The following is an 18,418-nucleotide window of genomic DNA, read 5'->3' on the forward strand; positions in this document are numbered from 1 at the left end:
CTGGTATAAGTCGGAAACCGTACCGACGAAATGCCGGTTTGTAGCCTACCTAGAAATTCCCGTGGAGGCGTCAACTCGGAACGCTACGTCAATCCCCGCGGAAGACGGCCCAGACCGACCGGGCGGGATACACCATGCCGACCGCACCACTCGCCAACTCCCTGCTGGCCAGTCTGCCGCGGGCCGAATTTGAGCAACTTCGGCCCCAAATGACGGTGCTATCCCTTGCGCAAGGCAAGGTGCTCGCCGAGGTCGGCGACGAAATCGACCAGGTCTACTTTCCCTTCGGCGGCATGATCTCGCTCCTCACGATCATGAGAAATGGCAAGGCCGTCGAGACGGCGACGATCGGCAAGGACGGAGCGTTTGGCGCTTCTGCGACGTTCGGCCTGCACAAGTCGCAGGTTCGGGCGATCATTCAAATCTCGACGACCGCGGCCGTCATTCCCGCCGCGTCCATGAGACGGCACGGCGAGACCAGCAAAGCGCTTCAGCTGATGTGCCTGCGGTCCAACGAGAACCTGCTTGCCCAGGCCCGCGTGACAGCCGCCTGCAATGCCCTGCATTTGATTGAAGAGCGATTTTGCAGATGGCTGTTGCAGACCAGCTCGGTGACGCAAAACATGACCATTCACCTCACCCAGGAATTCCTGTCTGAAATGCTCGGCGTCCGCCGGACGTCGGTCACCGAGGTCGCGCAAAAGCTTCAAGAGGCCGGGCTCATCAATTACTCGCGCGGCGTTATCAACATCCTCGACCTCAATGCCTTGAAAGCACGGTCCTGCGAGTGCTTTGAAACGCTTCGCGAGCAGAATGTGATCTAGAGCCGTTTCCATTCCGATGGAATCGGAACATGGCTCCAGGTTTTTGCCTTGACATGCTCTCTTCGCGAACCGGCATCAGCTTCGCGCGAAAATGCTTTAATCGAACAGCCTGTTGATCGAGACCTGTGCCTCGAACTCACGCGCCTTTTCCAAAAGCGCCTGCGCCTCCGTTCCTCGAAGAAGCTTTGCTTTGGCACGGCATTCTTCCGCAGTTTTCCTGAGGCGCTCATCGAGCGAAAGCGTCTGCTTGAATCGTCTTCGCTTTGCGGTCATCGGCAAGCTCTTTTATCGACGTGATTTTAGTCCCGCCACGTGGCTGCTCAAGTCGGATTTTTCCGACCCAAATGTCGGATTCCGGACGGACAGGCTTCTTGCGCCTTGTTAACTTTTTCGTTTTCGGCGAGATGCTTTTCCTTTTTGGTGAGATGCGATGTCTGTACCGACAGTGCGTTCATTGATCGCTATCGAACGGCCGCGTTGCCGGAGATGCCAGACGCGGATGGGGCTGCTGAGCGCATCTCCCAAACCCGACAATTGCGAAAAGCGCATCTTTGAATGCCCGAAGTGCCGTTTCATCGAGACCAGGATGATCGCCGATCCTCTGACCTCCAACGACATCAGACGTCTGGCCAGCCACCTTCAGCCACCATCGTGACATCCGGGTCGATCGGGGGAGTCACGCCGTGACCGATAAGAGACATTCCCGAAAGCGCAACAACATCGTCCTCATCGGCGCCGGCGCCGGAGCTCTCTCGATGTCGGTTGCCGACCACGTCGACGAAGCGGAGGCGCTGGAGCTCGCAAAGCGGATCGCGGATCAGACGGGCCGCACGGTGTCAGTCCAGGACTTCCGAGGAGCGGTTCTTGGGAAAATTCCGGGATCTAAAAGGAACTAGGAGAATTGGCTTCGGCGCCGGACCATTCATTCTCCTCGCCGCACTCACGTATCCCCTCAATTCAGGCGACCGGGCCCCGCGAGCAGGCCCAGCACGATCGAAAACAATTCGTTCTGCGCGGAAATGCCGAGCCGCTCATAGGCACGCTTGCGATAGGTCAGGGCCGAATGCAAGCTGATGCCGAGCGCTTGCGAGATCGCCTCCGAGCTGAGACCGAGCAGGATGTGCCGGCCCACCTCCTGCCCGCGTGGCGTCAACGTGGAAAGTGGCGCGCACGTCGCAAACAACGCGGCGAGGTTCTGGCCGGGCGTTGCCGTCGCGGCCTTTACGACAAATCGTGAGACGCCCTTTCGCCCTTCGCGATTGCCGGTTTCCGAATACCATGGTACAATCTGCAGTTGTCGGGACGGCATTTCCGTCCCGCATTTGGGGAGATGTCTTATGAAATTGTCATCAGGCTTCGCCGTGCCGTCAGCCGTCGTTATTTTGTCAACTCTCTTGCTGTGCAGCACAAACGGTACGGCAATGTCGCAAACCACAACAGGCTCCGACTCCTCGCTTCCCGCCGTCTCGGTCGAAGCGCCGAAGCAGATGGCAAGACCAACGGTTACGTCGCCGCGGAGGTCAACGACAGCGACAGCCCACCGGACATCCGGCTCGTCAACCGCTCAAACGCCAGTGTTCGCGCCGAATACGGCATTGGGGCGGCTTGCCAGGCTGGAGAGATCCGCCAGCACTTGCAACGGTGGTTGCGAAACAAGTTACAGGGTCGGCAACGCGCCCTGGGTTGGATGTAGTATAAGTGGGGATCGCGATATCAGCAATTTCTCGCCGACGTGCCGAGACACGCTGACCTACAACACCTACGCGCAGTGCGTCGACACCAAAACCTTCCTGGGCTCGACCTCCAGAGAGGCTCGGTGGCTTTGCAGCAGCCTGCTAGCCGGAGGCAAGTTGGCCGGCGAAAATCAAGTCGCCGAAATCAAGGGCCGCCGCTAGTCCGCGCCGGCCCGTCGGCTGCGCCCGAGACACAGCATCGCATGGCTCGAGGGATTTCGAGCCATGCGGAGGCGGCTTGACGCTATTTCCCCAGTACCGCGGCGACTTCGCCAACCAGATTCTCTGCCAGCGTGTGATAGCCCTCTGGCGTGAGATGTTGCCCGTCAGGCTGACGCGGCAGTCCGTGCAGCATCCCATTCGGGAGCATGACAACCTTGATTCCCATCGCGCTTAGCCGACTTTGGATGGCAGGGGTATTGTCGGCGGCTAGCTTCCTCCGGTCGTTACCGCCGGGCTGAAGGATCACAACGCTCGTTCCTTTCGGGACCACGCGATCCAGTCGGGCCAACATGCCTCCCGTGGTGTCACCGTTGACGCCGGCATTGATGACACGGACGTTAAGACCCTTCGAACGGAGAAGCGTTTCAAGCTGTGCGGGATAGGCTTGGCTACGCGACACACCCTTACCGAAGGTGTTGCTGGCCCCGAGGGCCACAACGGTTGCAGCGTGAGCGGCGCCAAGCGCGGAGAGCACCCCGAATGCACCAAGAAGAATGATCTGGCCAAGCTTTGCTGCCACTCTCGCGTCCCCCGACAGGCATGAATTCCCGCCGCATGCTTATCACCAACTGCTCATTATGAGAACGCGGACGTCGGCTCGGGGCCAAAATGCGACCGTCCCGGAGCGCGGACCGCGTGTCCGCTTTGCTTTTGGAGAGCAGAACTTAGAGTACCCCTCAGTTCAGGCGACCGGGCCCCACGAGCAGGCCCAGCACGATTCCAAACAATTCGTTCTGCGCGGAAATGCCGAGCCGCTCATAGGCACGCTTGCGATAGGTCTGGGTCGAATGCAGGCTGATGCCGAGCGCTTGCGAGATCGCCTCCGAGCTGAGACCGAGCAGGATGTGCCGGCACACCTCCTGCTCGCGCGGCGTCAGCGCGGAAAGTGGTGCGCACGCCGCAAACAACGCGGCGAGGTTCTGGTCGAGCGGCGCAGTCGCGGCCTGCCGGAAATGGCGCGCGACGCTGGCGCCAATCGCCGGCGCAATCGCGTGCAGCCGCGCACGATCGACGTCGCCAAAGCGGCCCTGCACGGCGATACGATAGAAGTTGACATAGAAGCAGGTGTCATCAGCCCAGATCGCGGTCGCGCATTTGTCGACGATGCCGGAATCGTGAAAAAAGATCTTGCGGTAGCGCGCGCCATACATGCGCGGCGCGAACGACGGCAGCATGATCGGCGCGCTGCCCTCGGCTTCGAACAGCGCATCGCGATTGGGATCGGATTCGTGGAACTGACCGGCATAGGCCGCGCCGAGATCGCCGCCGGTCGGGATGTTGCCGGCATCGAGCAGACAGCTCGCCGCTCCGGCGCGCGTCAGCGCGAACACCATGCAATGGCCGACGCCGGCCTGCCGGCGCAGCGTGTCGATGAGGATGTTTGGAAAGTCGGGACGGCCGATGGCGAGCACCGCGGGCGTGACGTCGCCAGCCGCCGGGGTCGAGGCCATCGCGTGGGGCCGCATGGGTTTCCTCCGCCAAGGTTGTTTTGGCGGACGATATCAGCAAGGGCGGCGCGCCGGAAGCCGCCCCTACCCCGCCGCCACCTTCGCCGGCGCGACGTTGATGGCGAGCTTGCCGTAGCGGTCGGTAAAAGCCTCGGTTTCAATCTCTTCGAGCTTGATCTCGCCGCTCATGACGCTCCTCTTCCAGGCCGCCTGCGCCGGATCGCTCTGGAACTCCGGCATCACCTCGCGGCCGAACAGCTCCAGCGATTCGCAGATGTGCTCGTGGCTGTTCTTGCCGGCCTGGTTGAGCAGGATGACCTGGTCGATATGCGACGACTGGAAGCGCTTCAGCTTCCTGCGGATCGTCTCCGGCGAGCCGATCAGGCCGCCGCGCAAGGCCGCCTCCTGCGCTTCCGGATTGTCGCGCTTCCACTTGTTGTACTCGTCCCACATGTTGACGGTGTAGGGCGCCGGACGCTGGCGGTTCTGCGAGGCGCCGTAGAAGCGCAGCGCGAACTGGAAGAAGGTGGCGCCGTCGGCACGCGCACGCGCCTCCTCGTCGGTCTTGGCGCACATGAAGAACGACACCAGCGCCATGTTCGGGTTGATCTCGTAGTCGGCGAGCTTGTGCAACCGCTTGGTCATCGCGTTGTAATAGGCGTGCACCCAGGCATGCGCGGCATCGGCGCTGACGAACTGGAAGCCGAGCGCGCCAAAACCATGACGACCCGCGCGCTCGATGGTCGACAGCTGCGAGCACGCCATCCACAGCGGCGGATGCGGCTTCTGCACCGGCTTCGGCACGACATTGCGCAAAGGGATGTCAAAGTACTTGCCGTGATGCTCGCTTCCCGCATCCCCGAACATCGGGAAGATCGCGGCGACGGCCTCTTCAAAGACCTCCTTCTTGGTCTCCATGTCGCGGCCGAACGGCGTCAGCTCGGTGATGGACGCGCTCTCGCCCATGCCGAATTCGCAGCGGCCGTTGGAGAGCAGGTCGAGCACCGCGACACGCTCGGCAACGCGCGCCGGATGGTTGGTGGTGAGCTGGAGGATGCCGTGGCCGAGCCGGATGTTCCTGGTGCGCTGGCTCGCAGCAGCGAGGAAGGATTCAGGCGAGGGCGAGTGCGAATATTCTTCAAGGAAGTGATGCTCGACCACCCAGGCATGGTCGTAGCCGAGCCTGTCGGCGAGCTCCAGCTGCGAGAGCGCGTCTTGATAGAGCCTGAGCTCGTCGCCGGCCACCCAGGGTCGCGGCAGTTGCAGCTCATAGAAGATGCCGAACTTCATGGCGCCATCTCTCCCGCTTTATTTTTGTTGAGGGCATCTTAATGTGTGGGACGGCGCTGTCTACGCCCGCCAAAGGCGGGCGTCTCGAAGGATGGCTGCAGAGAAACAGCCTTGAAATGCGATTGCCCAGCGCTTGAACCGGCGGGGCGAATGGTTAGTTTTGGGGACCAGCGAATCGCCTCGTTTCGCACCTTTCAAGACAGTCATGGCCACATTCACCCCGCATCAGGATGCCGCGCTGAAAGCCGTCGGCGACTGGCTCAAGGCAAAACCCGGCCGCAACGGCACGCCGCCGGTGTTCCGCCTGTTCGGCTTTGCCGGCACCGGCAAGACCACGCTGGCGCGGCACATCGCCGACGGCGTCGACGGCGAGGTGAAGTTCGCCGCCTTCACCGGCAAGGCGGCGCTGGTGATGCGCAACAAGGGGTGCGACGATGCCTCCACCATCCATTCGCTGATCTACCGCGCCCGCGAATCCGGCGAGGAGCAGCCGAGCTTTGAATTGTGGGACGACGCGCCGGCCTCCAAGGCCAAGCTGATCGTGATCGACGAATGCTCGATGGTCGATGCCGAATTGGGCCGCGACCTGATGTCGTTCGAGTGCCCGCTGCTGGTGCTCGGCGACCCTGCGCAGCTGCCGCCGATCCAGGGCGGCGGCTTCTTCACCAATACCGAGCCGGACGCGATGCTCACCGAGGTGCACCGCCAGGCCCAGGACGATCCGATCGTGCGGATGTCGATGGACGTCCGCGAGGGCCGCGAGCTCGACATCGGCCGCTACGGCGAGAGCGAGGTGGTATCGCGCAAGGAGCTCGATCCCGATCGCGTCATGGGCGCCGACCAGGTCCTGGTCGGCCGCAACAACACCCGACGCGCCTACAACATGCGGGTGCGGCAGCGCCAGAACATCGAGGATGTCTTTCCGGTCGCCGGCGACAAGCTGGTCTGCCTGCGCAACAACCGCAAGAAGGGCCTGTTCAACGGCGGCCTGTGGCGCGTGAAGTCGCGCAACACCTCGCGCTCGAAATCGCGCATCCTCAGCATGCGGCTCTCGCCCGACGAGGATTTCGGCCACAAGGTCACAAAGGTCTCCGTGCGCGCCGATTGCTTCGAGGGCGGCATCGAGCAGATCGCCTGGGAGCAGCGCAAGCCTTATGACGAGTTCGACTACGGCTACGTGCTGACCGTGCACAAGTCGCAGGGCTCGCAATGGGACGACGTCGTGCTGTTCGACGAGAGCTTTGCGTTCGGGGAGAGCCGCGCAAGGTGGCTGTACACGGGCATCACGCGCGCGGCGAAGCGGCTGAGTATCGTCGTCTAAAACCCCGCTCCGGCGATTGCCTCACTTCCCCGCCACGAAATAAAAATCTTCCCGGCCCGGCGGCGAGCCATACGAAAACGGTTGCTGCTCGTGCTTGGTGACGGTCCAGACGTCGTCGCGCACGATGTCGAACAGCTTTCGGATCTCGATTTTCGGCACCTTGATCTCGCGGGCGAGCGCGCTGGAGAACGGGCTGTCGGCACCGTTGTCGCCGTCGATCGCGGTCTCGCCGTGCTTGGCGGCGTAGACCACCATGAAGCCGGCACCGGGCTCGATGTTGGAAAAGCCCTTGTCGACCAGCTTCAGCGACAGCGTGTGCTGCATGGTCGGCGCGAACGGATTGTCGCGGCAGGCATCCAGGATCACCAGACGCACTTTTCTTGCCGCGCCCACCGCTGCGATCACCTGCTCCAGGGCGACGGCTTGAGTCTCGGCATCCCGGTCGACGGCGAGCTTGGCGTCGATTGGGACGAGATAGTTCACCCCGCCAATCTCGAAACCGTGGCCGGCATAATAGACCACCGCCCAATCGGCCTTCTCCGCTTCGTCGGCAAAGGTCTTCAGCGCGTCGAAGAACTTGTCGCGGGTGAGGTCACTGACGGAGATCACGGTCTGGAAGCCGACGTCCTTCAGCACGCTCGCGATCAGCTTCGAGTCGCGCTGCGGATTGGGCAGAGCGTGGACGTTCTTGTAGGCGCCGTTGCCGATCACCAGCGCAACGCGGCGCCCGCTGGGCGCGCCGCCCGGCGTTTGCGGCGTCAGCGCGGCGAGCCGCTCCTGCGCGATGGTGCGGGCGCGGGCAACATCGAGCTCGTCGAACTTCGTCAGCGAATAGGCGGCCGAGCGATAATCGGCGCGGGCCTGGGCGAGATCCTTCTTGCGCTCGTAGACCTGGCCGCGGCCGGAATGCGCGCGGATATTGTTCGGGTTGAGCTGAAGCGCAGTGTTGTAGTCCTTCAGCGCGGCGTCGAAATCGCCCTTCATGAAATAGACGTCGGCGCGGTTGTTGATTGCGTAGACATTCCTCGGCTGCTTCTCGATCAGGCCGTTGCAATCGGCAAAAGCCTGATCGTACTTGCCCATCATGCCGTAGGTGGTGCAGCGGTTTCCGGCAATCTGTTGCGCGGCCGGATCGATCTTCTCGGCCTCCGCGAAATCGGCGAGCGCGCCGTCATAATCCTTCATCAGCGTGCGCACGCGGGCACGGTTGGTCCAGCCGAGGATGAATTTTGGCGTGTATTTGATCGACAGGCTGAAATCATCGAGCGCGCTTTGCAGCGCGCCGCGGCGCAGCTGGATAACGCCGCGATTGTTGTAGGGAACGCCGTAGGTCGGTCGCTTCTGGAGCGCGAGGTTGTAGTCGGCCATCGCAAGGTCGTCCTTGCCGGTGCGCTCATAGGCGAGGCCGCGCAGGTTGAGGATGACGGCATTGTCCGGGTCGAGGCCCGCGGCCGTGGACAGGACATCGATCGCGCGATCGTAGTCGCGCTTGTTGATCAGATTATTGCCGCGCACCGAGAGCGCGACCGCCTTGTCCTTGCCGGTGACACGATCGGCGTTGAGCAGGTTCTCGCAGGCCGTCGTCCGCGCCTGAAGGTCAGCCTGGCGGTCGCGGCAGGTGGCGAGGTCGTCGCCGGCTTGCGGCTCCGCCGCGGCGATCGCAAAGCTGGAGACGAGCATGACTGATATCAGGGGGACGACGCGCAGCATGTTGTCGGATCAGCTCCAGCCACCACATCTTAAGTCGATCGGCGATCGCGCCGGTTCATCTAGCCCGGAGTTCCCCACCGCGCCAAGCCGGGCCAAGGATTTCACGGGTTCGTGTCTCCAAAGCCGTAACAATCGCCCGGTCCGCCCGTATCTCCGATGTCTGAAAACGCCGGGCAGGCTGTTCGCCCGCCCTCAACCGCCCTAAACTGTCAGGCCTTCCGAAAGAGGATCCGCCATGCGCCGCTCCGTCCTGTCCCTGCTCGCCGCCACCACCGCCTTGACGCTGGCCTTTGCCGCACCGGCCCGGGCCGCGGAAGACGCCGTCGTGATCCCTGCCCCCGCAATGGACACAGCACCCGCAAGCGGCATCCAGACCGCGGTGATTGCCGGCGGCTGCTTCTGGGGCGTGCAAGGCGTATTCCAGCACACGGCCGGCGTCGTCAACGCGGTCTCCGGCTATGCCGGCGGCAGCAAGGCGACCGCCGATTACCAGACTGTCTCGGGCGGCCGGACCGGCCACGCCGAGTCGGTCGAGATCAAGTTCGACCCGAAGAAGATCTCCTACGGCAAGATCCTCCAGATCTACTTCTCGGTGGCGCACGACCCGACCCAGCTCAACCGCCAGGGCCCCGACAGCGGCACGCAATATCGCTCGGCGATCTTCACCACCTCAGACGAGCAGAAGAAGGTCGCGGAGGCCTATATCGCCCAGCTCGACGGCGCCAAGGTGTTCAGCAAGCCGATCGTGACCAAGGTCGGCGCGCTGGAGGCGTTCTACCCGGCCGAGTCCTATCATCAGGACTATCTGACGCTGCACCCGAGCCAGCCCTACATCGCCTATAACGACATCCCGAAGGTCGAGAACCTGAAAAAACTGTTCGCGGATAACTACATCGAGAAGCCGACGCTGGTGAGCGCCAGCAAGGCCACCAACTGATCGCGAGATCACCGAAAACAAGATCATCAGAAAACGGGAGACCCATGCCCGACACCAAGACGAAAATCACCGACGACAAGATCATCAAGAGCGAACAGCAGTGGCGGCAGGAATTGTCGCCGATGCAGTACGCCGTGCTGCGCGAGAAGGCGACCGAGCGTCCCTTCTCCGGCGAATATGAGCACGATCACCGTGCCGGCACCTATGTCTGCGCCGGCTGTGGCAACGTGCTGTTCGAGTCCGACGCCAAGTTCGACTCCGGCTGCGGCTGGCCCAGCTTCACCGCGCCTGCGGTCGAGAGCCATGTCGACGAGGAGCGGGATACGACGCACGGCATGGTCCGCACCGAGGTGCTCTGCGCCAAATGCAGTGGCCATCTCGGCCACGTCTTCCCCGACGGACCGGGACCGACCGGCCTGCGCTATTGCATTAACTCGGCTGCGCTCAAGCTGGAGCCGAAATAAGGTTGCGCGCCGCCGGTTCCCCGGTGGAACCCGGCGGCGCGATATGCTTTTCTTGTCTGGCGTGCAGCCGATGAGCCTAATCCGGCCGCCGCCAGGGAGGACGCCATGTCACTCGGGACCATCCTGATCATCCTGGTGATCATCTATCTCTTGGGCGGCTGGTCTGGCCGGATCGGCGGCTATGGCTACGGCATGGGCCATTCCGGCATGGGGATCGGCGGCGTCGTTCTGGTCGTGCTGGTCGTGCTGCTGCTTCTTGGCAAGCTGTAAACCATATAACTCATTGAAACTACTTTTGTTATAGCCTCTGCGGGGCTGCCATGCGCGGATTCATCATCTCCCATCGCAGGGGTCGCATTTCTGTGAAAACAGCCTATATTAGTGGACGAAAATGATGTGCGGCGGGCTCGCCTGATTGTGGCCTCCGCCTCCCCAACCCCACGCGCTTAAAGCCCCAGACAAGATCACGAGGTCTTTGACCATGCGTCCACTGCGTCCGTTCAACTTCAACACCTCCGCCGAGCTCTTCCCCGCCGCCATCCGCAAGAAGAAGCGCGCGGGCTTCACCTATCGGCGGTTCGGCACCGCGGCCGAAGCCGTGCAGTTCGCGATGGAGCAGTTGCCGACGGATTCGCTGAATGGCGCGTATCTCCAGGTCGAGGAAGCCCGTTTCGACCAGAACGGCATCCGCTCGCTCTATGAGAGCGAGGCCTTCCCGCTGCCGCGCCACCGCAAGCCGGAGCCGGTCGCGGAAGCCGACGCCGACGCGGCGTAAATTTTCTTAAAGTCTCCGATGTGCGCAAAGCGCGATGGCCGAACGGCTGTCGCGCTTTTCGCTTTTCTTAAAGGGCGGGCTTCAGAGGCGCGGCTGCTTGTCGAGCCAGCGGCGCAAGAGGCGCACGTTGCGCATGTTGGCGCGGAACATGACGTCGAAGGCGTCGCCCGCGAACGGCACGATGCCGACCACGCCGTCGAGGGCGACATTGCCGAGCATGCGGGCCGTAAGATACCAGGGCGCGCCGAGCGCGCGGGCCTCGCGCACGAGCCAGAGCGAGATCGCGGTGGTGATGATATCGCCGACGACAGGGATCAATCCGATCAACCCATCGATGCCGTAGCGGATATTGGTGCCGGGCAGGACGAAGGCGACGTCGAGCAGCTTGGCGAGCGCCTCAAGCCGCGCGATCCGCTGCTCGCGCGTCAGGTTGCCGAACGGATTGCCTTGGCCGAACTCAAAGCGAAACTCGCGGAACCCCTGCTCCAGGGTTTCGGGAGGGATCTCGTGGCCTTCCTGGTCGATGATCGGTCCGCGCGCCGCGCGGTCCGAAACATCGGCGCGCGACTGCGTTCCTGAGCGGGACTTGCGTGGCGCGAGAATGTCGTCGTCGGGCATGGTCATGTCCATCAGGAAACGCACGAGCACAACAGAGGTTGCTGCGCCGCGTCCGAAGGTCGCGCGCTCAGCTCGCCGCCGCCGCGGGCCGCGGCTCCTCGACATAGCGATGCACGAACCAGGAGGACAGCACCGCCGGCACGAAGCCAACCAGGCCGTACAGGATGAACTGCACCGCGCCGGAATCCGACCCGCGCGAGCCGTAGGTCAGCGATGCCAGGATGAAGGCGAACAGGCCGACCAGCAGCATCCGCAGCACCGGCCCGACGCGCCTGACATGGATCAGGATGTCGTCGACCGCGCCGATCATCAGCGAGGGCAGGAAGCCGAACAGATAGCTGTATTGCAGCGTCTTGAAGAATACGACGAACAGCTTGCCGACCTCGCCGAGACTGGTCTGGGCCCAGTAGCCGGACTGGTAGGTCGTCGTCAGCAGCAGCAGGAAGCCGCCCACGAACGGACCGACGAGCGCAAACACCAGATAGCGTTTCATCAAGAACTCCTCATACGCACGAGCTTTTATAGCAGCGCGGCGGGAACCTTGGATAGCGCGGTTGCGCGCTGTTTGGGGGAACAAGCAGCAAAGCGACGAGTTCAGACTGGAGGTTGAGATTCATCTGTCAGATCTGGAGCCGCCGATGTCTCGTAAACTGGTATTGCTGGCGACGATCACTCTCTCGGCTCTCGGCGGCCTGTCGAATGCGCCCGCCTTTGCGCAAGGCCATATGGGCACGCCGCAGGAGCAGAATGCCTGCTCGCGCGACGCCTCGCGGCTGTGCCGCAAGGATCTCGGCAATGACAATGCGGTGCAGGGCTGCCTGCAGGCGAACCGGGCCAAGCTGTCGAGGTCGTGCAGCAAGGTGTTCCAGACTCACGGCATGTGAACGTCTCACATTTTGCGTGACGGTCGCGCAACAATTGCGAATTCATTCGCGCCGCCCATTGCAGCTCTTTGACAATCGCGCATACTTCGCTCGGGCGGCGCAGCACTTTTCGATTCGAACATCAACAGATCGAGCGACCACATGCGGGACCAAGGTTCCCGGCGTGAAGACTGTGACATGCGGCAGATCAAGTCGCGTGCAGCGCCCCAAAACCAAGTGGTTCGACCCACGGAACTCGGGGACGCATTGTTCATGACACGCTACCAAACCATCGCTTCGCTCTTGAAGACCGCCGCTTCGCTGTTCGCTCTCACCGCCACCGCGATCGCCCTCCAGACATCACCCGGCCTCGCCTTCTCGTCCGAAGCACAGCAGATGTGCACGGGCGATGCGATGCGGCTGTGCTCCAGTGAGATCCCCGACATCACGCGGATAAGGGCCTGCATGGTCCAGAAAAAAGCGCAGGTCAGCCCCGGCTGCCGCGCCGTGATGGACCGCGAGCACGCAGCCGCCACTGCGGCACGCAAGCGGGAAGCGACCGCGCAGTAACCCATCTGCAAGTCATTCCGGGGCGGCGCGCAGCGTCGAACCCGGAATCCATCTCGCTGCACAGCGCGCGGCACGATGGATTCCGGGCTCGCGCGTCGCGCGCCCCGGAATGACGGAAGAGAACTAGGCCCGGCCTAATCGCCCCACTGCGCGAAGGCGTCGTTGAAGGCGCGTTCGCCGGGGGCGCCCTTCTCGATGGCGATGATGGCGCGGCGCTGGTTGGCGTAGACCAGCGGCACGTCAAACCACGAGCGCTCCTTCAGAAGCTGGACGTTGCGGGAGCGGTCGGCGTCGACATTGGAGAGGCCGACCAGGAAGAAGCCGTCGGTGACCTTGACCGCGAGGCCCGCGAGCGGCGTGCCGCGCGCCTGCTCGTTCGACTTCATCAGGATGCCCGGCACGTTGGAGACGCTGCCGCCCGGAAAGTCCGGCGGCAGGATGAAGGTCAGCTCGGCCGTGTGGCTCGCCGGCAGCGACGAGTCGGTGTTGCGGCGGAACGACATCGTCATCTTGAACTTGCGGTCGGGGATATCGATGTCGGCGCGCACGGCGACGTCGGCCTTCTGGTTGCCCGAGGCCTTGATCGGCTCGAGCCGCCACACCACCGAGCCGACATATTGCTTGCCCTTCGGGTCGGACGGATCCTCGTCATAGAGCACGACCTTCTGCGCCACCGGCGCAGCCGGCTGGTCGCTCGCCGAGGGCTGGCCGACGCGATCCGGAATCTTCGGCTTGCTCTGCGGCTGCGCGGCATCCTTCGGCGCCTCCACCACCTGGGTGGGCGAGGGCTTGAACAGATTGGTCGCGGTCTGCACCAGCGACTTGCCCCACAGGATGCCGGCGCCGACCAGGATCAGCACGATGCCGATGGCGATCGCACTCTTGAACGGGAAGATAGAGCCGGCGCGCTTGGGCTTCCTGGCGCCGCGGTCGGCTGCGATGCGCGGACGCGGCGACGACGACTGCGGCGCGTAGCGCTCGGCCTCCTCCATCGACTCGTCATAGGAATAGGGCGCGTCGGGTTCGGCGGCGCGGTTCTCCAGGCTCGGCTCGAGCCGGTCGAATTCCGGCGAGGGCGACGGCACGTTGGCGTAAGTGCGGCGCGCGGCGCGGTTGGCCTGCGCGGCGGCGCCGCCGAGATCGTTGACGTCGGCGGTGATGTCGCGGAAGCCGCGTACGCCTGGCGCCGGCGGTGGCGGCGGTCCGCCATCCGGCGGGCGGCGCGAGGGCGAGCGATCGCGCCCGGCCGGCGGCTCCGGCGCAGCCGGCTGGCGCGGCGCATCGAAACGCGGGGCGCGGGGCGGACGCGGCGCGTCGTTCTGGTCGTCGCCGCCGAGCGGCGGGCGATCGCTGCGCGACGGCGGTGCGGCGGGACGGGCCCGCGGCGGCGCGGCCGACTGAGGAGATGCGGGCGGGTTGTTGTCGGCCGCACGGGCGCTGGCCCGTCGGAACGCATCGCCGCTGCCGCTCCCGCTGCGGCCGCCACCACCGGGGCGCGAGGCCTCGCGGGCACGCTGGGCGGCCTCCGATTCGACCTTGCGGACGGCCTCCTCCAGCGACAGCCGCTCGCGGGTGATCTCGGATTCGGAGAGCGGCGGCTGGACGCTGCGGAGCTGCGCGATCAGGGCCGTGCGCGCCCGCTCATAGAGCGCGCGCCGGCTTTCGCCGGGAGCATTGGGGTCCAGGGCGGCAATAGCGCGGGCGATCAGCGGATAGTAATCAGCCATTTCTACTCAACTATACGCGCGTCCTGGTAAGAGATCGTTAAGCCTCAAACGGGTTTTGTACGAGGATAGTATCCTCGCGTTCGGGGCTGGTGGAAAGCAGCGCCACCGGGCATCCAACCAATTCCTCGATCCGGCGGACATATTTGATGGCCTGGGCGGGCAGATCGGCCCAGGACCGCGCGCCGGCGGTCGGCTCCTTCCAGCCCTCGATGGTCTCCCAGATCGGCTCGACCCGGGCCTGGGCGCCCTCGCCGGCCGGCAGATGGTCGATCTCCTTGCCGTCGAGCTTGTAGCCGACGCAGACATCGATCGAATCGAAGCCGTCGAGAATGTCGAGCTTGGTCAACGCCAGCCCGTTGATGCCGCAGGTTCGCACGGTCTGGCGGACCAGCACGGCGTCGAACCAGCCGCAGCGGCGCTTGCGTCCGGTATTGACCCCGAACTCGCGGCCGCGACGGCCGATCTCCTCGCCGATCTCGTTCAGCAGCTCGGTCGGGAACGGTCCCTGCCCGACGCGGGTCGTATAGGCCTTGCAGATGCCGAGCACGTAGCCGACGCCACCCGGACCGATACCCGTTCCGGTCGCGGCCTGCCCCGCCACCGTGTTGGACGAGGTGACGTATGGATAGGTGCCGTGGTCGACGTCGAGCAGCGCTCCTTGCGCACCCTCGAACAGGATGCGCTTGCCGGCACGCCGCTCGATATCGAGCAGGCGCCACACGGTCTCTGCATAGGGCAGCAGCTGCGGCGCCAGCGCGCTCAGCTCCTTCAGGATCTCGTTGCCGTCGAACTCCGGCAGGTTGAGGCCACGACGCAGCGCATTGTGATGCGCAAGGAGCCGGTCGATCTTGTGCGGGAGCGTGTCGAGGTCGGCGAGATCCATCAGCCGGATCGCGCGGCGGCCGACCTTGTCCTCATAGGCCGGTCCGATGCCGCGGCGGGTGGTGCCGATCGCGGTCGCGGAATTGGAGGATTCGCGCAAGGCGTCGAGCTCACGGTGCAGTGGCAGGATAAGCGTGACGTTCTCCGCGACGCGCAGATTCTCCGGGCCGACCGCGACGCCCTGGCTGCGCAGCTTGGCGACCTCGTCGAGGAAGGCCTGCGGATCGAACACGACGCCGTTGCCGATCACCGACAATTTTGACGGGCGCAGCACGCCGGAGGGCAGCAGCGCGAGCTTGTAGGTCTCGCCATTGATCACCAGCGTATGGCCGGCATTATGGCCGCCCTGGAAGCGCGCGACGATGTCCGCCTGCTCCGACAACCAGTCGACGATCTTGCCCTTTCCTTCGTCGCCCCATTGGGCGCCGACGACGACAACATTGGCCATTCGCGGGTAATCCTTCGAAGAATTTAGATGCGCCCAGCCCAATTCCCGGCCCGGAGCCGTTCGTACGCGAGGCACCAACCGGATAAAGGAAGCAGCCTCTCTAGGCAAGCAAGAACCGGGCTTTTTGAGGACCCAACGCCCGATCCAAGCCTTTGATATCCCCGGAAAATCCGGAAACCTTCCAGGGCAATGCTCTCCCTTCGACCAAAGCGTGAGGGGCAGCCCCGGCCGCTGCATGGTGGCGATGCATCCGCCCCGTTGCTGCGACCTCGATTTCCGTGTCTTTGAACCGGGCCGGGTCTCGACCGGCCCGGACGTCGCCGGGCCGGAGGCCTTGGCGTTGTTGCACGCGGGGCCATAACAATCACAATGTCCGCCACCGGCCAGACCACCAGCACCGAAACATCCGGCCAGCACTGGATTGCCAACCAGCCTTATCTGCTGCTTGGCATCACCGCGCTGTGCTGGGCCGGCAATGCGGTCGTCGGGCGCCTCGCCGCCGGCCACATCCCGCCGGTGACATTGTCCTTCCTGCGCTGGAGCTTCGCCTTCCTGCTGGTGCTGCCGTTCGCCTGGAAGCATCTCGCCCGGGACTGGCCCGCGATCCGCGCAAAGCTCGGCCTGATGGTCGTGCTGTCGATCACCGGCATCGGCGCCTTCAACACCTTGCAATATTGGGCGCTGGAGCATACCCAGGCGCTTAACACCCTGCTGCTGCAGTCGGCCGCGCCTTTGATCGTCGCTCTGTGGTCGCTGGCCATCCTCGGCATCCGCCTCACCGCGGCGCAGGCCTTCGGCGTGGCTCTCTCGATGTGCGGCGTGCTGATCATCCTGCTGCACGGCGATTTCACCACGCTGTCGAACATCGCCTTCAACAAGGGCGACCTGATCTTCATCGTCGCGCTCATCATCTTCGCGCTCTATTCGGTGCTGACCTTGAAGCGGCCGCCGATGCACGGCCTGTCGTTCCTCGCCTTCACCTTCGGCGCCGGCGCCGCCTGTCTCATTCCGCTCGAGATCTGGGAGCTGTCTGCGCGTCCCGTGATGAAGCTCGACGGACCGAACCTGCTGACCCTGTTCTATGTGTCAGTGTTTCCGTCGACGCTCGCCTATCTCTGCTTCAACCGCGGTGTCAGGCTGATCGGCGCCAACCGCGCAGCGCCGTTCTTCCACGTCGTGCCGGTGTTCGGCTCGATCATGGCGATGGCCTTTTTGGGCGAACACCCGCAGGCCTTCCACTTCCTCGGCTTCGCGTTGGTGCTGTCAGGCGTGTTCGTGGCGTCGAGGAAGCAGGCGACGTAGACTCTTCCTTCAATGAACTCAACGCGAGAGGTTCGTGCGCGGAGCGAAACAGCGCCCGCCATATGAAGAATGCGTCCAACATATTGACCGCCCATGGCGCCTCTTCGGGTCGTGCCTGCATTGTAGCATTGCGGCGGCGTGCCTTGTGTCACGACGCCAATCCGGCGCAAGCTCGCACCTGACGCCAATGACGATCGCTTCGCCCGCGCCACCTGCCTCGAGTCCGGCCGGCTGGCTCAACAACCAGCCTTATCTGCTGCTCAGCCTGAGCTCGCTGTTCTGGGCCGGCAACATCGTGCTTGCGCGCCATGTCGGCGCGCATGTGCCGCCGCTGACGGTGACGACGATCCGCTGGTTTGGCGTGTTCCTGATCCTGCTGCCGTTTTCATGGCCGCATCTGAAGCGCGACTGGCCGGCCTTGCGCAAAAGCCTGCCGCTGATGCTGTTCCTGTCGCTGGTCGGCTTCGCCTTCAACAACGCGATCTCCTACTGGGCCCTGCAATACACCGAGGCGCTGAACGCGCTCTTGATCCAGTCGGCAGGTCCCCTGTTCGTGGCGCTGTGGTCGCTGGTGCTGTTCGGCGTACGGCTGACCCGCGGGCAGCTCGCCGGCATCGCGATCTCGCTGCTCGGCGTGCTGGTCATCATCCTGCGCGGCGACCTCGCGGCGCTGGCGAGCATCTCGTTCAACAGGGGCGACATCATGTTCGCCTCCTCGCTGGTGGCGTTCGGGCTCTACTCCGCCTTCATCCCGCGCCGGCCGAAGGTTCATCAGCTATCGTTCCTGTCCTTCACCACCTGCTGCGGCGCCATGATGCTGCTGCCGACGGCGATCTGGGAGGTGTGGAGCGGCAATGTCATGCAATTCGACACCGTGACGCTGCTGACGCTCGGCTACATCCTGATCTTCCCCTCGACGCTCGCCTATCTGTTCTTCAACCGCGGCGTCGCGCTGATCGGGCCGAACCGCGCCGCGCCGTTCTTCCATCTGGTGCCGGTGTTCGGCTCGGCGATGGCGATCCTGCTGCTCGGCGAAAAGCTCCAGCCGTTCCACCTGATCGGTTACGCGCTGGTGCTCGCCGGCGTCGTCATCGCCTCGCGCCAGGGCTCCGCGGTCAAGTAATTCCGCACCGCGGACACGCGCGCCCTCGGGTCCCGGACAAGATGCAGCGCTCAAGCGCTGCATCGCAGAGCCGGGACCCAGTCTGCCGCATGGGCCCCGGTTCAGCAGCGCATCACGCCGCGAAGTGCGGCGCGCTGCACTGCGCCCGGGGCACGAGACAA

21 protein-coding genes and 1 pseudogene are annotated in these 18,418 nt (G+C 64.0%); 12 read left to right on the forward strand and 10 right to left on the reverse strand.

Annotated features, from left to right (window positions below; genetic code table 11):
- Positions 1-209: 209 nt before the first annotated feature.
- Positions 210-824 (forward strand): Crp/Fnr family transcriptional regulator, encoded by a 615-nt coding sequence (locus ABIC09_RS14685; protein WP_354082188.1) that lies wholly within the window; start codon positions 210-212, stop codon positions 822-824.
- A 96-nt stretch (positions 825-920) separates the two neighbouring features.
- On the opposite strand, the gene ABIC09_RS14690 is transcribed toward ABIC09_RS14685, so the two are convergent.
- A complete protein-coding gene (locus tag ABIC09_RS14690; protein WP_354032245.1) occupies positions 921-1,097 on the reverse strand; it encodes a hypothetical protein in 177 nt (58 codons plus the stop codon).
- A gap of 410 nt (positions 1,098-1,507) precedes the next feature.
- Here ABIC09_RS14690 and ABIC09_RS14695 point away from each other — a divergent pair, with 410 nt between their 5' ends.
- Positions 1,508-1,720, forward strand: coding sequence for a hypothetical protein (locus tag ABIC09_RS14695; RefSeq protein WP_354109706.1), 213 nt, complete (start codon positions 1,508-1,510; stop codon positions 1,718-1,720).
- 56 nt (positions 1,721-1,776) lie between these two features.
- Here the strand turns inward: ABIC09_RS14695 and ABIC09_RS14700 are convergent.
- A pseudogene (locus tag ABIC09_RS14700) lies at positions 1,777-2,034 on the reverse strand (LuxR C-terminal-related transcriptional regulator); the annotation flags it as partial.
- 120 nt (positions 2,035-2,154) lie between these two features.
- On the opposite strand from ABIC09_RS14700, the gene ABIC09_RS14705 reads away from it, so the two are divergent.
- On the forward strand, positions 2,155-2,517 hold the full coding sequence (locus ABIC09_RS14705) for a hypothetical protein (RefSeq protein WP_354082190.1): 363 nt from the start codon (positions 2,155-2,157) through the stop codon (positions 2,515-2,517).
- Positions 2,518-2,801: 284 nt separating this feature from the next.
- Here the strand turns inward: ABIC09_RS14705 and ABIC09_RS14710 are convergent, their stop codons facing one another.
- The 3 genes from ABIC09_RS14710 to ABIC09_RS14720 form a co-directional block, all read right to left on the reverse strand.
- Positions 2,802-3,299: a GDSL-type esterase/lipase family protein gene (locus ABIC09_RS14710; protein WP_354109707.1), complete on the reverse strand. Its 498-nt coding sequence runs from the start codon at positions 3,297-3,299 to the stop codon at positions 2,802-2,804.
- A 157-nt stretch (positions 3,300-3,456) separates the two neighbouring features.
- Entirely contained in the window at positions 3,457-4,245 is a 789-nt protein-coding gene (locus ABIC09_RS14715) for a helix-turn-helix transcriptional regulator (RefSeq protein ID WP_148754550.1), read from the reverse strand.
- 66 nt (positions 4,246-4,311) lie between these two features.
- Positions 4,312-5,517, reverse strand: coding sequence for an LLM class flavin-dependent oxidoreductase (locus tag ABIC09_RS14720; protein ID WP_354109708.1), 1,206 nt, complete (start codon positions 5,515-5,517; stop codon positions 4,312-4,314).
- 205 nt (positions 5,518-5,722) lie between these two features.
- Between ABIC09_RS14720 and ABIC09_RS14725 the strand changes: the two genes are divergently transcribed.
- The gene (locus tag ABIC09_RS14725; RefSeq protein ID WP_354032252.1) at positions 5,723-6,838 is read left to right on the forward strand and encodes an ATP-dependent DNA helicase; all 1,116 of its coding nucleotides are present in this window, start codon (positions 5,723-5,725) and stop codon (positions 6,836-6,838) included.
- Between the two features lie 21 nt (positions 6,839-6,859).
- Here the strand turns inward: ABIC09_RS14725 and ABIC09_RS14730 are convergent, their stop codons facing one another.
- Positions 6,860-8,548: a tetratricopeptide repeat protein gene (locus ABIC09_RS14730; RefSeq protein ID WP_354109709.1), complete on the reverse strand. Its 1,689-nt coding sequence runs from the start codon at positions 8,546-8,548 to the stop codon at positions 6,860-6,862.
- Between the two features lie 235 nt (positions 8,549-8,783).
- Between ABIC09_RS14730 and msrA the strand changes: the two genes are divergently transcribed.
- The 4 genes from msrA to ABIC09_RS14750 all read left to right on the forward strand — a co-directional run bounded on the left by msrA (position 8,784) and on the right by ABIC09_RS14750 (position 10,724).
- Complete coding sequence (msrA, locus tag ABIC09_RS14735; RefSeq protein WP_148754543.1) at positions 8,784-9,485, forward strand: peptide-methionine (S)-S-oxide reductase MsrA; 702 nt, start codon at positions 8,784-8,786, stop codon at positions 9,483-9,485.
- 44 nt (positions 9,486-9,529) lie between these two features.
- Positions 9,530-9,949, forward strand: a complete 420-nt coding sequence (msrB, locus tag ABIC09_RS14740; protein ID WP_148754541.1) for a peptide-methionine (R)-S-oxide reductase MsrB — start codon at positions 9,530-9,532, stop codon at positions 9,947-9,949.
- A 105-nt stretch (positions 9,950-10,054) separates the two neighbouring features.
- Entirely contained in the window at positions 10,055-10,219 is a 165-nt protein-coding gene (locus ABIC09_RS14745) for a DUF3309 family protein (RefSeq protein ID WP_148754539.1), read from the forward strand.
- Between the two features lie 211 nt (positions 10,220-10,430).
- On the forward strand, positions 10,431-10,724 hold the full coding sequence (locus tag ABIC09_RS14750; RefSeq protein ID WP_148754538.1) for a hypothetical protein: 294 nt from the start codon (positions 10,431-10,433) through the stop codon (positions 10,722-10,724).
- A gap of 81 nt (positions 10,725-10,805) precedes the next feature.
- Here ABIC09_RS14750 and ABIC09_RS14755 read toward each other — a convergent pair whose 3' ends face one another.
- Both ABIC09_RS14755 and ABIC09_RS14760 read right to left on the reverse strand, forming a co-directional pair.
- Entirely contained in the window at positions 10,806-11,348 is a 543-nt protein-coding gene (locus ABIC09_RS14755; protein ID WP_148754563.1) for a DUF4112 domain-containing protein, read from the reverse strand.
- 61 nt (positions 11,349-11,409) lie between these two features.
- Positions 11,410-11,835: a DUF5413 family protein gene (locus ABIC09_RS14760; protein WP_148754536.1), complete on the reverse strand. Its 426-nt coding sequence runs from the start codon at positions 11,833-11,835 to the stop codon at positions 11,410-11,412.
- Between the two features lie 145 nt (positions 11,836-11,980).
- Here ABIC09_RS14760 and ABIC09_RS14765 point away from each other — a divergent pair, with 145 nt between their 5' ends.
- Both ABIC09_RS14765 and ABIC09_RS14770 read left to right on the forward strand, forming a co-directional pair.
- Entirely contained in the window at positions 11,981-12,226 is a 246-nt protein-coding gene (locus ABIC09_RS14765; protein ID WP_187435237.1) for a hypothetical protein, read from the forward strand.
- Positions 12,227-12,478: 252 nt separating this feature from the next.
- Positions 12,479-12,775, forward strand: coding sequence for a hypothetical protein (locus ABIC09_RS14770; protein ID WP_354032257.1), 297 nt, complete (start codon positions 12,479-12,481; stop codon positions 12,773-12,775).
- 134 nt (positions 12,776-12,909) lie between these two features.
- Here the strand turns inward: ABIC09_RS14770 and ABIC09_RS14775 are convergent, their stop codons facing one another.
- Complete coding sequence (locus ABIC09_RS14775) at positions 12,910-14,502, reverse strand: hypothetical protein (RefSeq protein ID WP_354109710.1); 1,593 nt, start codon at positions 14,500-14,502, stop codon at positions 12,910-12,912.
- Between the two features lie 37 nt (positions 14,503-14,539).
- The gene (locus ABIC09_RS14780) at positions 14,540-15,832 is read right to left on the reverse strand and encodes an adenylosuccinate synthase (protein ID WP_148756580.1); all 1,293 of its coding nucleotides are present in this window, start codon (positions 15,830-15,832) and stop codon (positions 14,540-14,542) included.
- Positions 15,833-16,201: 369 nt separating this feature from the next.
- Here ABIC09_RS14780 and ABIC09_RS14785 point away from each other — a divergent pair, with 369 nt between their 5' ends.
- Together ABIC09_RS14785 and ABIC09_RS14790 are read left to right on the forward strand one after the other, a co-directional pair.
- Positions 16,202-17,134: a DMT family transporter gene (locus ABIC09_RS14785; protein ID WP_354109711.1), complete on the forward strand. Its 933-nt coding sequence runs from the start codon at positions 16,202-16,204 to the stop codon at positions 17,132-17,134.
- A gap of 187 nt (positions 17,135-17,321) precedes the next feature.
- Entirely contained in the window at positions 17,322-18,257 is a 936-nt protein-coding gene (locus ABIC09_RS14790) for a DMT family transporter (protein WP_354032261.1), read from the forward strand.
- Positions 18,258-18,418 lie beyond the last annotated feature (161 nt).

This window comes from Bradyrhizobium sp. S3.12.5 (genome assembly GCF_040548225.1).
GTDB classification, from domain to species: Bacteria; Pseudomonadota; Alphaproteobacteria; order Rhizobiales; family Xanthobacteraceae; genus Bradyrhizobium; species Bradyrhizobium cytisi.

What these genes read in the sequence shown, in the direction of transcription:
- ABIC09_RS14705 (WP_354082190.1), top strand. Translation starts at nt 2,155, where the DNA reads ATGTCTTATGAAATTGTCATCAGGCTTCGCCGTGCCGTCAGCCGTCGT.
- ABIC09_RS14790 (WP_354032261.1), top strand. Translation starts at nt 17,322, where the DNA reads ATGACGATCGCTTCGCCCGCGCCACCTGCCTCGAGTCCGGCCGGCTGG.
- ABIC09_RS14715 (WP_148754550.1), bottom strand. Translation starts at nt 4,245, where the DNA reads ATGCGGCCCCACGCGATGGCCTCGACCCCGGCGGCTGGCGACGTCACG.
- ABIC09_RS14780 (WP_148756580.1), bottom strand. Translation starts at nt 15,832, where the DNA reads ATGGCCAATGTTGTCGTCGTCGGCGCCCAATGGGGCGACGAAGGAAAG.
- ABIC09_RS14765 (WP_187435237.1), top strand. Translation starts at nt 11,981, where the DNA reads ATGTCTCGTAAACTGGTATTGCTGGCGACGATCACTCTCTCGGCTCTC.
- ABIC09_RS14750 (WP_148754538.1), top strand. Translation starts at nt 10,431, where the DNA reads ATGCGTCCACTGCGTCCGTTCAACTTCAACACCTCCGCCGAGCTCTTC.
- msrB (WP_148754541.1), top strand. Translation starts at nt 9,530, where the DNA reads ATGCCCGACACCAAGACGAAAATCACCGACGACAAGATCATCAAGAGC.
- ABIC09_RS14745 (WP_148754539.1), top strand. Translation starts at nt 10,055, where the DNA reads ATGTCACTCGGGACCATCCTGATCATCCTGGTGATCATCTATCTCTTG.
- ABIC09_RS14720 (WP_354109708.1), bottom strand. Translation starts at nt 5,517, where the DNA reads ATGAAGTTCGGCATCTTCTATGAGCTGCAACTGCCGCGACCCTGGGTG.
- ABIC09_RS14770 (WP_354032257.1), top strand. Translation starts at nt 12,479, where the DNA reads ATGACACGCTACCAAACCATCGCTTCGCTCTTGAAGACCGCCGCTTCG.
- ABIC09_RS14690 (WP_354032245.1), bottom strand. Translation starts at nt 1,097, where the DNA reads ATGACCGCAAAGCGAAGACGATTCAAGCAGACGCTTTCGCTCGATGAG.
- ABIC09_RS14730 (WP_354109709.1), bottom strand. Translation starts at nt 8,548, where the DNA reads ATGCTGCGCGTCGTCCCCCTGATATCAGTCATGCTCGTCTCCAGCTTT.
- msrA (WP_148754543.1), top strand. Translation starts at nt 8,784, where the DNA reads ATGCGCCGCTCCGTCCTGTCCCTGCTCGCCGCCACCACCGCCTTGACG.
- ABIC09_RS14760 (WP_148754536.1), bottom strand. Translation starts at nt 11,835, where the DNA reads ATGAAACGCTATCTGGTGTTTGCGCTCGTCGGTCCGTTCGTGGGCGGC.
- ABIC09_RS14785 (WP_354109711.1), top strand. Translation starts at nt 16,202, where the DNA reads ATGTCCGCCACCGGCCAGACCACCAGCACCGAAACATCCGGCCAGCAC.
- ABIC09_RS14725 (WP_354032252.1), top strand. Translation starts at nt 5,723, where the DNA reads ATGGCCACATTCACCCCGCATCAGGATGCCGCGCTGAAAGCCGTCGGC.
- ABIC09_RS14755 (WP_148754563.1), bottom strand. Translation starts at nt 11,348, where the DNA reads ATGACCATGCCCGACGACGACATTCTCGCGCCACGCAAGTCCCGCTCA.
- ABIC09_RS14685 (WP_354082188.1), top strand. Translation starts at nt 210, where the DNA reads ATGACGGTGCTATCCCTTGCGCAAGGCAAGGTGCTCGCCGAGGTCGGC.
- ABIC09_RS14775 (WP_354109710.1), bottom strand. Translation starts at nt 14,502, where the DNA reads ATGGCTGATTACTATCCGCTGATCGCCCGCGCTATTGCCGCCCTGGAC.